The 13587-nt window shown below is 68.5% G+C and carries 13 protein-coding genes; 8 read left to right on the top strand and 5 right to left on the bottom strand.

Annotated features, from left to right (window positions below):
* Window positions 1–23 precede the first annotated feature (23 nt).
* The 5 genes from AC5Y4Z_RS23005 to AC5Y4Z_RS22985 all read left to right on the top strand — a co-directional run bounded on the left by AC5Y4Z_RS23005 (window position 24) and on the right by AC5Y4Z_RS22985 (window position 4152).
* Window positions 24–320, top strand: coding sequence for an Rv0250c family protein (locus tag AC5Y4Z_RS23005; protein ID WP_499967219.1), 297 nt, complete (start codon window positions 24–26; stop codon window positions 318–320).
* A gap of 90 nt (window positions 321–410) precedes the next feature.
* A complete protein-coding gene (gene sdhC / locus AC5Y4Z_RS23000; protein ID WP_499967218.1) occupies window positions 411–1238 on the top strand; it encodes a succinate dehydrogenase subunit SdhC in 828 nt (275 codons plus the stop codon).
* Between the two features lie 41 nt (window positions 1239–1279).
* Window positions 1280–3220, top strand: coding sequence for a fumarate reductase/succinate dehydrogenase flavoprotein subunit (locus AC5Y4Z_RS22995; RefSeq protein ID WP_499967217.1), 1941 nt, complete (start codon window positions 1280–1282; stop codon window positions 3218–3220).
* Entirely contained in the window at window positions 3221–3967 is a 747-nt protein-coding gene (locus AC5Y4Z_RS22990; protein ID WP_499967216.1) for a succinate dehydrogenase/fumarate reductase iron-sulfur subunit, read from the top strand.
* 29 nt (window positions 3968–3996) lie between these two features.
* The gene (locus AC5Y4Z_RS22985) at window positions 3997–4152 is read left to right on the top strand and encodes a hypothetical protein (protein ID WP_499967215.1); all 156 of its coding nucleotides are present in this window, start codon (window positions 3997–3999) and stop codon (window positions 4150–4152) included.
* Between the two features lie 4 nt (window positions 4153–4156).
* Here AC5Y4Z_RS22985 and AC5Y4Z_RS22980 read toward each other — a convergent pair whose 3' ends face one another.
* Window positions 4157–4645 (bottom strand): flavin reductase family protein, encoded by a 489-nt coding sequence (locus AC5Y4Z_RS22980; protein ID WP_499967214.1) that lies wholly within the window; start codon window positions 4643–4645, stop codon window positions 4157–4159.
* Window positions 4642–5676: an isopenicillin N synthase family dioxygenase gene (locus AC5Y4Z_RS22975; protein WP_499967213.1), complete on the bottom strand. Its 1035-nt coding sequence runs from the start codon at window positions 5674–5676 to the stop codon at window positions 4642–4644. The genes AC5Y4Z_RS22980 and AC5Y4Z_RS22975 overlap by 4 nt, the downstream gene beginning before the upstream one ends.
* Window positions 5677–5877: 201 nt before the next feature.
* Here AC5Y4Z_RS22975 and AC5Y4Z_RS22970 point away from each other — a divergent pair, with 201 nt between their 5' ends.
* The gene (locus AC5Y4Z_RS22970; RefSeq protein WP_499967212.1) at window positions 5878–7713 is read left to right on the top strand and encodes an acyl-CoA dehydrogenase; all 1836 of its coding nucleotides are present in this window, start codon (window positions 5878–5880) and stop codon (window positions 7711–7713) included.
* 271 nt (window positions 7714–7984) lie between these two features.
* On the opposite strand, the gene AC5Y4Z_RS22965 is transcribed toward AC5Y4Z_RS22970, so the two are convergent.
* Window positions 7985–9298 (bottom strand): acetyl-CoA C-acetyltransferase, encoded by a 1314-nt coding sequence (locus AC5Y4Z_RS22965; protein WP_499967211.1) that lies wholly within the window; start codon window positions 9296–9298, stop codon window positions 7985–7987.
* Window positions 9299–9428: 130 nt separating this feature from the next.
* Between AC5Y4Z_RS22965 and AC5Y4Z_RS22960 the strand changes: the two genes are divergently transcribed.
* Entirely contained in the window at window positions 9429–10793 is a 1365-nt protein-coding gene (locus AC5Y4Z_RS22960; RefSeq protein WP_499967210.1) for a 3-oxoacyl-ACP reductase, read from the top strand.
* Window positions 10794–10798: 5 nt separating this feature from the next.
* Window positions 10799–11644, top strand: coding sequence for a MaoC/PaaZ C-terminal domain-containing protein (locus tag AC5Y4Z_RS22955; RefSeq protein WP_499967312.1), 846 nt, complete (start codon window positions 10799–10801; stop codon window positions 11642–11644).
* Here the strand turns inward: AC5Y4Z_RS22955 and AC5Y4Z_RS22950 are convergent.
* The gene (locus AC5Y4Z_RS22950) at window positions 11641–12924 is read right to left on the bottom strand and encodes a chloride channel protein (RefSeq protein WP_499967209.1); all 1284 of its coding nucleotides are present in this window, start codon (window positions 12922–12924) and stop codon (window positions 11641–11643) included. The two genes, AC5Y4Z_RS22955 and AC5Y4Z_RS22950, sit on opposite strands and share 4 nt — an antisense overlap.
* Window positions 12899–13549, bottom strand: a complete 651-nt coding sequence (locus tag AC5Y4Z_RS22945; RefSeq protein WP_499967208.1) for a TetR/AcrR family transcriptional regulator — start codon at window positions 13547–13549, stop codon at window positions 12899–12901. Before AC5Y4Z_RS22945 ends, AC5Y4Z_RS22950 begins: the two co-directional genes overlap by 26 nt.
* Window positions 13550–13587 lie beyond the last annotated feature (38 nt).

The following is a 13587-nucleotide window of genomic DNA, read 5'->3' as shown; positions in this document are numbered from 1 at the left end:
CACCCTGAGCCCGAGGAGATCCCTTGTCCACCACCACCGAACTCGCCGAACTGCACGACCTCATCGGCGGCCTCCGGCGGTGCGTGAGCTCCCTGAGGGCGCGCTACGGCGACAGCCCCGCGATGCGCCGCATCGTCATCGACGCCGACCGCATCCTGTCCGACGTCGAATTGCTCGATACCGATGTCTCCGAATTGGATCTGGCGCGCGCCACCGTGCAGCAGTCCGGCGACAAGATCGTCATCCCCGACACCCAGTACGACAGCGATTTCTGGCGCGATGTCGACGACGAGGGTGTCGGGGGTCACAACAGGTCCTGACACCTTTTAGAGCAACCCAAGCCCCCCGCAAGAGGGAGGGTTGTCTCTGTGTACCCTTCGACCAACAGCCCGTTCGAAGAGGAACACTAGATGAGCGCACCCACGGCGAACCGTCCTGCGTCCGGTGTTTTTTCACCCACGCGCGCCCGCATCCCGCAGCGGACCCTACGCACCGACCGGTGGTGGATGTCGCCGTTGCGGATCGACCTGGGCTTCGCCGCTTTCCTCATTTACGCGACGGCGCGGGCGTTCCAACAGAACTACTTCTTCGTCGGGAAATATCACTACCTGACGCCGTTCTACTCGCCGTGCGTGAGCAAGGGGTGCGGCGAGGCCGGCGACATCTGGCCGCAGTTCCTGCCGGACTTGTGGTGGCTGCCGTACGCCGCGGTGTCGCTGCCGTTCCTGCTGCTGTTCCGGCTGACCTGTTACTACTACCGCGGCGCCTACTACCGCACCGTCTGGCAGTCGCCCACCGCCTGCGCGGTGGCCGAGCCCCGCGTGCACTACACCGGCGAGACCAAGTTCCCGCTCATCGTCCAGAACACCCACCGGTACTTCTTCTACATCGCCGTCATCATCTCGCTGATCAACAGCTACGACGCCATCGTCGCCTTCCATTCCGACGAGGGGCCAGGGGGATTCGGCTTCGGCCTGGGCAACCTGATCCTGCTCGGCAACGTCATCATGCTGTGGATCTACACGCTGTCCTGCCATTCCTGCCGGCACGTGACGGGCGGGCGGCTCAAGCACTTCTCCAAGAACCCTGTGCGGTACTGGATCTGGACCCAGGTCAGCGTCATCAACACCCGGCACAAGCAATTCGCGTGGATCACGCTGGGCACGTTGATGCTCACCGACTTCTACATCGCGCTGGTGGCCAGCGGCACCATCTCGGACCTGAGATTTGTTGGCTGACAAGCCATTCGAGAACGATCAGAATTAGCTAGCGAGGTTTCATGGTTGAGGTCGAACGGCACTCCTACGACGTGGTCGTGATCGGTGCCGGCGGCGCGGGGCTGCGCGCGGTCATCGAGGCGCGCGAGCGGGGCCTCAAGGTCGCGGTGGTGTGCAAGTCCCTGTTCGGCAAGGCCCACACGGTGATGGCCGAGGGTGGCTGCGCGGCGTCGATGGGCAACACCAACCCGAAAGACAACTGGAAGACCCACTTCGGCGACACCATGCGCGGCGGGAAATTCCTCAACAACTGGCGCATGGCCGAACTGCACGCCAAGGAGGCGCCGGACCGCGTCTGGGAGCTGGAAACCTATGGCGCGCTGTTCGACCGCCTCAAGGACGGCAAGATCAGCCAGCGCAACTTCGGCGGGCACACCTACCCGCGGCTGGCGCACGTCGGCGACCGCACCGGCCTCGAGCTCATCCGCACCATGCAGCAGAAGATCGTGTCGCTGCAACAGGAGGACTACGCCGAGGTCGGCGACTACGAGGCGCGCATCCGCGTGTTCGCCGAATGCACCATCACCGAGCTGATCAAAGACGGTGACCGGATCGCCGGCGCCTTCGGCTACTGGCGCGAAAGCGGCCAATTCGTGGTGTTCGAGGCGCCCGCGGTGGTGCTGGCCACCGGCGGGATCGGCAAGTCGTTCAAGGTGACCTCCAACTCGTGGGAGTACACCGGCGATGGGCACGCGCTGGCGCTGCGCGCGGGCGCGTCGCTGATCAACATGGAGTTCGTCCAGTTCCACCCGACGGGCATGGTGTGGCCGCCGAGCGTCAAAGGGATCCTGGTCACCGAGGGCGTGCGCGGCGACGGCGGGGTGCTGAAGAACTCCGACGGCAAGCGGTTCATGTTCGACTACATCCCGTCGGTGTTCAAGGGTCAGTACGCCGAGACCGAGCAAGAGGCCGACCAGTGGCTCAAGGACAACGACTCGGCCCGCCGCACGCCCGATCTGCTGCCGCGCGACGAGGTGGCGCGCGCGATCAACTCGGAGGTCAAGGCCGGCCGGGGCAGCCCGCACGGCGGCGTCTTCCTGGACATCGCGTCGCGGCTGACGCCCGCGGAGATCAACCGGCGGCTGCCGTCGATGTACCACCAGTTCAAGGAGCTGGCCGGTGTCGACATCACCAAGGAGCCAATGGAAGTCGGGCCCACCTGCCACTACGTGATGGGCGGCGTCGAGGTCGACGCCGACACCGGCGCTGCCACCGTCCCGGGCCTGTTCGCCGCCGGCGAATGCTCCGGCGGCATGCACGGCTCCAACCGGCTGGGCGGCAACTCGCTGTCGGACCTGCTGGTGTTCGGCCGGCGCGCCGGGCTGGGGGCCTCCGACTACGTGCGGGCGCTGAGCAGCCGCCCGGCCGTCGCCGAGGATGCCATCGACACCGCGGCCAAGCGGGCGCTGTCCCCCTTCGAGCCGCCGGCCAACGGCGGACCGGGCGAGAACCCCTACACCCTGCAGCTGGAGCTGCAGCAGTCGATGAACGACCTGGTCGGCATCATCCGCAACGCCGACGAGGTCTCCGAGGCCCTGGCCCGGCTCGACAAGCTGCGTGAGCGGTTCAAGAACCTCCATGTGGAGGGGCAGCGCCGGTACAACCCGGGCTGGAACCTGGCCATCGACCTGCGCAACATGCTGCTGGTCAGCGAGTGCGTCGCCAAGGCCGCGCTGACGCGCACCGAAAGCCGCGGCGGGCACACCCGCGACGACCACCCGTCGATGGAGTCGTCGTGGCGCAAGGTGCTGCTGGTGTGCGAGGCGGCCGGCGGCGACGAGGTGATTCCCGACATCGCCATCACGAAGAAGGACCAGACGCCGATGCGGGCCGATCTGCTGGAACTGTTCGAGATCTCCGAGCTGGAGAAGTACTACACCGACGAAGAGCTCGCCGGGTACCCGGGTCGGACTTCCGGGACGGACCCTAGGACGGAGACGTAAATGACCTACAACGCGAAGATGCGGGTGTGGCGCGGCGACGACGCCAACGGCGCGTTGCAGGACTTCACGGTAGAGGTCAACGAGGGCGAGGTCGTCCTCGACATCATCCATCGGCTGCAGCAGACCCAGACCCCCGACCTGGCGGTGCGGTGGAACTGCAAGGCGGGCAAGTGCGGGTCGTGTTCGGCGGAGATCAACGGCTACCCGCGGCTGCTCTGCATGACCCGGATGTCGACGTTCGCCGAGGACGAGGTCGTCACCGTGACGCCGCTGCGCACGTTCCCGGTGATCCGCGACCTGGTCACCGACGTCTCGTTCAACTACGAAAAGGCCCGCGAGATACCGTCTTTCGCGCCGCCCAAGGACCTGCAGCCCGGCGAGTACCGGATGGCGCAGGTCGACGTCCAGCGCTCGCAGGAGTTCCGCAAGTGCATCGAGTGCTTCCTGTGCCAGAACGTCTGCCACGTGGTCCGCGACCACGAGGAGAACAAGAAGTCGTTCGCCGGCCCGCGCTTTTTGATGCGCATCGCCGAGCTGGAAATGCACCCGCTGGACACCCGGGACCGTCGCAACGACGCGCAGCAGGAGCACGGCCTGGGCTTCTGCAACATCACCAAGTGCTGCACCGAGGTCTGCCCGGAGAACATCAAGATCACCGACAACGCGCTGATCCCGATGAAAGAACGGGTCGCCGACCGCAAGTACGACCCCGTGGTGTGGCTGGGTAACAAGCTGTTCCGGCGTTAAGCGCTCGCGGCATCGGGTACCCGAGACCCATGCGAGGAACGACCAGCGTCAACGAGATCCGCACCGCCATCCACGAGCTGGGGGTGCGCGCCGAGCTCGCACGCAAGGAAGGCCGGCACGAGGACGCCGCCGAGATCGAGCGGCGCATCGCCGGCTACCGCGAGGAACTGAGCCACCGCCCCTAGCCGGTCACACGCCGAGCCGGCGCAATTCGCTGCGGTGAAACACGATCGGCGCCACTCCGGCATCCACCGTTACCTGGCTGACCCGCAGCACCACGATGGTGTGATCCCCGGCCGGGATGAGCTGCTCGATCGCGCTCTCCAGCCACAGCCCGGTGCCCTTGATGAAGACCGCACCGGTTTCGCTGGACACCGTTTCCAAGCCGGCGAACCTATCACCGGTCTTAGCGGCCAGCGTGCGCACGGCCACGTCATGGGCCTCACCGAGCACGCTGATGCCCAACGTGGGCACGCCCTTGAGCTTGGGCCAGGTCGTCGAGGTGTTCTGCACGCAGAACGAAACCAACGGCGGTTCCAGCGAGACCGGGACAAAGGTGCTGGCCGCCAAGCCTTCACGCGCACCATCGACCTGGGCAGCGATGGCCACCACCCCAGTAGGGAAGTGGCCGAAAGCTTCACGCAGCGACGACGGCGTCAGGTTGCTGTTCGAATTCACCGGACTTCATTGCTCCTTGAGCCGAGAACGGAATTCTCGCCGTCGACCCTACCTGCCGAGTATCCGTGCGCGGCCGCCACATCCGGATGCGCGCGCAGCCTGCTCTTCCAGGCGTTGCGGCCGTACACCGCAAAGATCGGGTCCGACGGATCGTCCACCCGACGGGCGCGCGCGCTCAGCTCCGCGGGCAGCGACAGCACCGGGACCCGCGCGTCCAGCCGCGGGTTGAAGAAGTACGCCACCGAGATCCGCTCCCGACCCTGCAGGTTCACCCGGTGCTCGGTGGCCCTCAGGTAGCCGCTCGTCGCCACCTCGAGCAGCTCCCCGATGTTGACGACGAACGCGCCCGGCAGCGGCGGCACGTCGATCCAGCCGGCAGCGGAGTCGCGGCGCACCTGCAGGCCACGGCTGCCCGGCTCCGCCAATAGCAGCGTGAGGACCCCGGCATCGCGATGCGCGCCGACGCCCTGCGCGCCGGCCGCGCGGGCGGGATAGCGGATGACCTTGATCAGCGTGGCGGGCGCCTCGGCGAAGGCGGGGCCGAACACGTCGGGCTCGGCGCCCAGCGCGGCGGCCCAATGCCGCAGCAGTGTGCGCGCCACCGAGGACAGCGCGGCGTCCCACCGCGCGACGATCCCGGGCAGCTCGGGCAGGGCCGCCGGCCACTGGTTGGGGCCCTGCAGCCACAGGTAGTCGGGCCTGCCCGGCCCGCCGATCGGCGGCCGTTCCGGCCCGATGTCGATCTGCTCGCGCCAATCCACCCGGCCCCGGGTCAGCTCGCCGCCCAGCCGGGTGTAGCCACGGAAATGCGGGCTGCGGACCATCGCGACGGCGTCCTTGTCGGCCTGCGGCAGCTCGAATAGCCGGCGCGCCGCGGCGAGCATCCTGCCCTCGAGCTCGTCGGGCACGCCGTGGCCCGCCAGATAGCAGAATCCGACCCCAGCGGCCTCGCGCAGGGCCTCCCGCAGCGCCCCGGCGTCGGCCCGCAGGTCGACCACCGGCAACGCTGTGACGCTTCCCACCTCCGTCATAGACCCATCATCTTCGCAGGTAAAAGAGGTTTTCGCGCGCCGGACGCAGACTTCCCAACCGGTTGGTTAATTAGACGATGAAATCTAGCTCACACTCGCTTGCATCGGCGTCGGCAACGGATATATTTTAGACGTGTTACTGGTGGGTAACTTAGCCCTAGTACCCAACCACGAGTGGCATTCTCAACGAGGAGGAACGTAGTGAGCCACTACAAGAGCAACGTCCGCGACCAGGTGTTCAACCTGTTCGAGGTATTCGGCGTTGACAAGGCTTTAGGACAAGGCGACTACGCCGACCTGGACGTCGACACCGCCCAGGAAATGCTCAGCGAGATCAGCCGGCTGGCCGAGGGGCCGGTCGCCGAGTCGTTCGTCGACGGTGACCGCAACCCGCCCGTCTTCGACCCGGAGACCCACTCGGTGACGCTGCCCGAGGCGTTCAAGAAGTCGGTGCAGGCGGTGGTTGAGGCCGGCTGGGACAAGGCCGGCATCGACGAGGCGCTGGGCGGCATGCCGATGCCCAAGGCACTGGTGTGGGCGCTGCACGAGCACATCCTCGGCGCCAACCCCGCCGTGTGGATGTACGCCGGCGGCGCCGGCTTCGCCAACATCATCCACCACCTCGGCACCGAGGAGCAGAAGAAGTGGGCGGTGCTGTGCGCCGAGCGCGGCTGGGGCGCCACCATGGTGCTCACCGAGCCGGACGCCGGTTCGGACGTCGGCGCCGGGCGGACCAAGGCCGTCCAGCAGGACGACGGCTCCTGGCACATCGACGGCGTCAAGCGGTTCATCACCTCCGCGGACTCCGGTGACCTGTTCGAGAACATCGTCCACCTGGTGCTGGCCCGCCCCGAGGGCGCCGGCCCGGGCACCAAGGGGCTGTCGCTGTTCATCGTGCCGAAGTTCCTGTTCGACCACGAGACCGGCGAGCCGGGCGAGCGCAACGGCGTCTTCGTCACCAACGTCGAGCACAAGATGGGCCTGAAGGTCTCGGCGACGTGTGAGCTGTCGTTCGGCCAGCACGGCGTGCCCGCCAAGGGCTGGCTGGTCGGCGAGGTGCACAACGGCATCGCGCAGATGTTCGAGGTCATCGAGATGGCCCGCATGATGGTCGGCACCAAGGCGATCGCCACGCTGTCGACCGGCTACCTCAACGCGCTGGAGTACGCCAAGGAGCGCGTGCAGGGCGCCGACATGACCCAGATGACCGACAAGACCGCCCCGCGGGTGGCGATCACGCACCACCCCGACGTGCGCCGCTCGCTGATGACCCAGAAGGCCTACGCCGAGGGTCTGCGCGCGCTGTACCTCTTCACCGCGACCTACCAGGACGCGGCCGTGGCCGAAGCGCTGCACGGGGTGGACGCCGCCCTGGCGGTCAAGGTCAACGACCTGATGCTGCCGGTGGTCAAGGGTGTGGGCTCCGAGCAGGCCTACGCCAAGCTGACCGAGAGCCTGCAGACGCTGGGTGGGTCCGGCTTCCTGCAGGACTACCCGATCGAGCAGTACATCCGTGACTCCAAGATCGACTCGCTCTACGAGGGCACCACGGCCATCCAGGCGCAGGACTTCTTCTTCCGCAAGATCGTCCGCGACAAGGGTGTGGCGCTGGCCCACGTGTCGGGCGAGATCCAGAAGTTCGTCGACAGCGAGTCCGGCAATGGCCGGCTGAAGACCGAGCGCGAGCTGCTGGGCAAGGCGCTGGCCGACGTCCAGGCCATGGCGGCCAGCCTGACCGGCTACCTGATGGCGGCCCAGGAGGATGTCAGCAGCCTCTACAAGGTGGGCCTGGGCTCGGTGCGCTTCCTGATGAGCGTCGGCGACCTGGTCATCGGCTGGTTGCTGCAGCGCCAGGCCGCGGTGGCGGTGCAGGCGCTCGACGACGGCGCCAGCGGCGCCGAGCGGTCCTTCTACGAGGGCAAGATCGCGGTGGCGTCGTTCTTCGCGAAGAACTTCCTGCCGCTGCTGACCGCGACCCGTGAGGTCATCGAGACGCTCGACAACGAGATCATGGAGCTCGACGAGGCCGCTTTCTAACGGTCCTCAGCAAAACCCCGCTCCTCAATGGGAGCGGGGTTTTTGTCTGCGTCGAGCGTCCCAAAAAGACCGCCGCTGGATCCCCTCACTCCAGCGGCGGCCCGTTTCGTACGCCCGCGCGCTGACGGTCGATTCAGGGATGCCCCGTATTGCCGTCGGGGTCGGGGGGTCAGACCACAACACGGGGCCATCCGGACGCACGGATACCCAACCGCGCGCATTAGTAACCGCGTGTGACGCAAATCATTCGCGCAGGGCCCCTCCGGGGCCCTCAGGCCTCCAGGATCGCGGCCACGCCCTGCCCGCCGGCGGCGCAGATCGAGATCAGCGCCCGGACCGTGCCCGACTTCTTGTCCTGCTGCTTCTTCTCGAAGAGCTGCTTGGCCGCCTGCGCGAGGATCCGCCCGCCGGTGGCCGCGAAGGGGTGGCCGGCGGCCAGCGACGAACCGTTGACGTTGAGCTTGGACCGGTCGATGGGCCCGAGCGCGGCGTCCAGGCCGAGTCGCTCCTTGCAGTACTCCTCCGATTCCCACGCCTGCAGGTGCGACAGCACCACCGACGCGAACGCCTCGTGGATCTCGTAGAAGTCAAAGTCCTGCAGGCTCAACCCGTTTCGCGCCAGCAGCCGCGGCACCGCGTACGTCGGGGCCATCAACAGGCCGTCGCGCCCGTTGACGTAGTCGACCGCCGCGGTCTCGGCGTCCACCAGGAACGCCAGCGGGGGCAGCGAGCGCGCGGCCGCCCACTCCTCGCTGGCCAGCAGCGCGACCGACGCGCCGTCGGTCAGGGGGGTGGAGTTGCCGGCCGTCATCGTCGCGTCGCCGGCCTTCACGCCGAACACCGGGCGCAGGGTCGCCAGCTTCTCGGTGCTGGCGTTGGGCCGCAGGTTGTCGTCGCGGTAGAGCCCCAGGAACGGCGTGACGAGGTCGTCGAAGAAGCCACGGTCGTAGGCCGCGGCCATGTTGCGATGGCTGGCCACGGCCAGCTCGTCCTGGTCGACGCGCTTGATGCCCATCTGCTTGGTGGTGATGGCGGCGTGCTCGCCCATCGACAGCCCGGTGCGCGGCTCGCTGTTGGCCGGGATCTCGATCCCCAGCGTGGCGGGCAGCGTGCCCACCAGCTTCAGGCGCTGCAGGTTGGACTTCGACCGGCGCAGCTTGAGCAGCTGTCGGCGCAGGTTGTCGCCCAGGCCGATCGGCGGGTCCGAGGTGGTGTCCACCCCGCCCGCGACGGCGACCTCGTAGCGGCCGGAGGCGACGCCATCGGCCGCGGCGATCGCCGCCTGCAGCCCCGTCCCGCACGCCTGCTGGACGTCGAACGCCGGGGTGTACGACGACAGCGCCGACCCCAGCACGCACTCGCGGGTCAGGTTGAAGTCGCGGCTGTGCTTGAGCACGGCACCTCCGGCGACCACGCCCAGCCGCTCGCCGCCCAGGCCGAACCGCTCCACCAGCCCGTCCAGGGCCGCGGTGAGCATGTCCTGGTTGGACGCGTCGGCATAGGCGCCGTCGGACCTCGCGAACGGGATGCGATTGCCACCCAGCACGGCGACGCGCCGGCGGGTCTCTGAACTTGCAGGGGCCACTGTCTTCTCCGGGGGTATCAGTTTTGGGCAGGCCGTTACAGGCCATACTACTCACGGTTCTTACTCCGAAGTAAGTTCGTCCCCGATACGGTTGCGTTATCACCCGGAAAAGACAACGGAAGGCAGTCCAGTGGCCCCCAAGCGCTCGTCCGACCTGTTCTCACAGGTCGTCAACTCCGGCCCCGGATCGTTTCTGGCCAAACAACTTGGCATTCCCCAACCCGAGCCGCTGCGCCGCTACTCTCCCGGCGAACCCCCACTGACCGGCTCCCTGTTGATCGGGGGTGAGGGCAGGGTGGTCGAGCCGCTGCGCGCGGCGCTGGACAAGGACTACGACGTGGTGGGCGCCAACCTCGGCGGCCGCTGGGCCGACCGGTTCGGCGGCCTGGTGTTCGACGCCACCGGCATCACCGCGCCGCCCGGGCTCAAGGACCTGCACGAGTTCTTCACGCCGGTGATGCGCAACCTGGGCCACAACGCGCGCGTCGTGGTCGTCGGCACCACCCCCGACGCCGCCGCCGGCAGCGACGAGCGGATCGCGCAGCGCGCGCTGGAGGGCTTCACCCGCTCGCTGGGCAAGGAACTGCGCAACGGCTCCACCGTGCAGCTGGTGTACCTGTCGCCGGACGCCAAACCCGCCGCGACGGGTCTGGAATCCACGCTGCGGTTCATCCTGTCGGCCAAGTCGGCCTACGTCGACGGCCAGGTCTTCTACGTCGGGGAGGCCGACTCCACGCCCCCGGCCGACTGGGACCGGCCACTGGACGGCAAGGTCGCCATCGTGACCGGCGCCGCCCGCGGCATCGGCGCGACCATCGCCGAGGTGTTCGCCCGCGACGGCGCCCGCGTCGTCGCGATCGACGTGGAGTCGGCCGCCGAGGCCCTGGCCGAAACCGCCAGCCGGGTCGGGGGCACCGCATTGTGGCTGGACGTCACCGCCCAAGACGCCGTCGACAAGATCACCGAACACCTCGGCGACCACTACGCCGGGCACGCCGACGTGTTGGTCAACAACGCCGGCATCACCCGCGACAAGCTGTTGGCCAACATGGACGACGCCCGCTGGGACGCCGTGCTGGCGGTCAATCTGCTTGCGCCGCAACGGCTTACCGAAGGGCTGATCGGCAACGGCAGCATCGGCGAAGGGGGCCGGGTGATCGGCCTGTCGTCGATGGCCGGCATCGCGGGCAACCGCGGGCAGACCAACTACGCCACCACCAAGGCCGGGATGATCGGCCTCACCCAGGCTTTGGCGCCCAAGCTCTACGACAAGGGCATCACCATCAACGCCGTGGCACCGGGATTCATCGAAACCCAGATGACCGCCGCCATCCCGCTGGCCACCCGCGAGGTGGGCCGCCGGATGAACTCGCTGCTGCAGGGCGGCCAGCCGGTCGACGTCGCCGAGGCCATCGCCTACTTCGCCAGCCCGGCCTCGAACGCGGTGACGGGCAACGTCATTCGCGTGTGCGGCCAGGCCATGCTGGGGGCGTGACGACCATGAACCAGCCAAGCGGCCTCAAGAACATGCTGCGCGCGGCGGCCGGGGCGCTGCCGCTGGTGCCGCGCTCCGACCAGCTGCCCAGCCGCGCGGTGACCGTCGAGGAACTGCCCATCGACCAGGCGAACGTCGCCGAGTACGCCGGGGTCACCGGCCTGCGCTACGGCAACCATGTGCCGCTCACCTATCCGTTCGCGCTGACCTTTCCCGCGATGATGTCGCTGGTGACCGGCTTCGACTTCCCGTTCGCCGCAATGGGATCGGTGCACATCGAGAACCGCATCACGCAGTACCGCCCGATCGCGGTGACCGACACCGTGGGCGTCCGGGTGCACGCCGAGAACCTTCGCGAACACCGCAAGGGGCTGCTGGTGGACCTCGTGACCGACGTCACCGTCGGCAGTGACACCGCATGGCACCAGGTCACCACCTTCTTACACCAGCAACGCACCAGCCTGTCCGACGAGCCCAAACCGCCGCCGCAAAAGCAGCCAAAGCTGCCGCCGCCCAGCACCGTGCTGCGGGTCAGCGCCGGCCGGATCCGCCGCTACGCCGTCGTCGGCGGCGACCACAACCCGATCCACACCAACCCGGTCGCGGCCAAGCTGTTCGGCTTCCCGACGGTCATCGCGCACGGAATGTTCAGCGCGGCAGCGGTATTGGCGAACATCGAGGCCCGCCTGCCCGACCAGGTGCAGTACGCGGTGCGGTTCGCCAAGCCGCTGGTGCTGCCCGCCACCGCGGGCCTGTACATCGACGAGGGTGACGACGGCGGCTGGGATCTCGCGTTGCGCCACATCGCCAAGGGCTATCCGCATCTGACCGCCACCGTGCGGGCACTCTAGCTCTCGTGGGTCGGGCCGGGAGGCCTGCGGCCCAGCGCCAGCACCTTCAATCCGTATGCGCCGCAGGCGGTCAGCAGGAAGACGAGAAACAGCCACAGCGGCGGATGGGCGAGCTCCCAGACGAAGATCGCGGCCCAGATCGGTGAGCCCTGGGTGACCGCGAGCACCCCGGCGGCCCCGGCCAGCGACACCGCCGGGGTGTGCAGGTGTGTCCCGGTCGCCCAGTTGATCGCCAGCACCAGCGCCGTACCGGCCGCCGCGCCGGTGGCCAGCGACGGGGTCAGCATTCCGCCCGCCCCGCCGGCGCGCAGGAACAGGGCCGTCAACAGCGGCTTCAGCAGCAGGATCGCGACGGCCGCGGACAGCGTCATGCCGCTGGCCAGGCTGACGGTCAGGATGCTGCGCCCGTTGCCGGGCAGCTCCGGCCACCAATGCGAGCAGACGCCCATCACCAGGCCCGCGGCGGCCAGCGCCGGGATCAGCACCCAGGTCCGCCGCACCGGGGCCGGCCGCGCCGCCGCCATGAGCCGGTTGAACGCCAATCCGACCGCCAGGGCCACCGGTGCCAGCATCAGCCCGTGCGCGGTCACCAGATACGACGACTCGGCGCTGGGCCATGCCAGGTTCGGCTGGTCGTGCGTGACGGTCGAGCAGATCGCCACGGCCAGGCTGGACGTGAGCAGCGCCGCCCCCACCGCGCGCGGCCGCCACGTGTTCAGCAGGATCCGCGCGGAGAACAGCGCCCCGGCCAGCGGAACGGCGTAGACGGCGCCCAGGCCGGCCCCCGCCGCGCACGCCAGCAGGACCCGGCGGTCGTCGCCGGACAGGCGCCTCAACCAGGCGGTGCCGAAATCGCCCAGGGCAGCGGCGAATTGGCGCGGTGCGCCCTCCCGGCCGAGCGACGCGCCGGAGCCGACCAGCAGCACCTGCAACACGGCGTCGACGCTCCACGCCAGCCGAGGGATCCGATCACGACGCTCGATGGTCCGCGCCAGCGGCGGCACGTCGCCCCGGCGCCGCAACAGCCACCAGCCCAACCCCGCCAGCGCGCCGCCGACGACGGGCCCCAGGACGCGGCGGACCGGGCTGGTGGCGGTGATCCCGGAGAGCAACGTGCCGAAACCGTAGTGGTAGGTGGCGTGTTCGACGAAGCGCAGGACCGCCGTCGTCGCCAAGCCGGCGAACCCGGCCAGCAGCCCGACGATGACTACGGCGCAGAAGAACTCGACGTTGCGGCTTGGCGGCCGGCCGGTGTTAACCGGCGACCGCGCTGGGTCCACCGGCCTCGGGCAGCGACGCGGCGGCCTCGCGGTCCTCCGGGGTGCCCTTGAGGCCGTGCCAGAACAGGTCGATCATCAGCTCGGCCGCCTCGTCGACGTCGATGTCGCCGGTGGTCAGCCGGGTGGCCATCGCCTCGCCCGCGCCCACCAGCGCCACGGCCATCATCTCGTACTCGGAGTCGGTCCGCGGGGTCCGGCTGCCGGCCCGCATCAGCCCGGCGACCAGTTCGATGATCTGCTCGCGTCCCTCCCGCACCGTCTGGGCGAACGTCTGAGAGCTGGTGGCCTGGGTGTACATCACGATCCACGACGCGCGGTTGGCGTCGATGTAGCGCATGAACGACCCGATGGCGTTGCGCAGCAGGTCGTTGGCGCCCTGGTTGAAGTCGATGTCGGCGCGCACATTGTCGATGAACCGGCTCAGCTCGCGGTTCAGGCAGGCGCCGAACAGGTCCTCCTTGGAGCCGTAGTACAGGTAGAGCATCGGCTTGGAGATCTGCGCCTCGGCGGCGATGGCGTCCATCGAGGTCTCGTGGTAGCCGTTGACCGAGAACATCTGCACGGCGGCGTCCAGCATCTGCTGTTCGCGGACAGCACGCGGTAGCCGCTTGGTGCCACCCGCCATCGTCTTGCCTCTCTAGCTCGTCTATCTGACTACAGGGT

It is taken from the genome of Mycobacterium sp. NGS63, from assembly GCF_059812295.1.
This window is presented reverse-complemented; position numbering and strand designations above follow the sequence as displayed.

Coding starts and splice junctions, on each gene's coding strand:
- AC5Y4Z_RS22975 (WP_499967213.1), bottom strand. CDS start 5,676: ATGACGGAGGTGGGAAGCGTCACAGCGTTGCCGGTGGTCGACCTGCGG.
- AC5Y4Z_RS22945 (WP_499967208.1), bottom strand. CDS start 13,549: ATGGCGGGTGGCACCAAGCGGCTACCGCGTGCTGTCCGCGAACAGCAG.
- AC5Y4Z_RS22990 (WP_499967216.1), top strand. CDS start 3,221: ATGACCTACAACGCGAAGATGCGGGTGTGGCGCGGCGACGACGCCAAC.
- AC5Y4Z_RS22955 (WP_499967312.1), top strand. CDS start 10,799: ATGAACCAGCCAAGCGGCCTCAAGAACATGCTGCGCGCGGCGGCCGGG.
- sdhC (WP_499967218.1), top strand. CDS start 411: ATGAGCGCACCCACGGCGAACCGTCCTGCGTCCGGTGTTTTTTCACCC.
- AC5Y4Z_RS22995 (WP_499967217.1), top strand. CDS start 1,280: ATGGTTGAGGTCGAACGGCACTCCTACGACGTGGTCGTGATCGGTGCC.
- AC5Y4Z_RS22985 (WP_499967215.1), top strand. CDS start 3,997: ATGCGAGGAACGACCAGCGTCAACGAGATCCGCACCGCCATCCACGAG.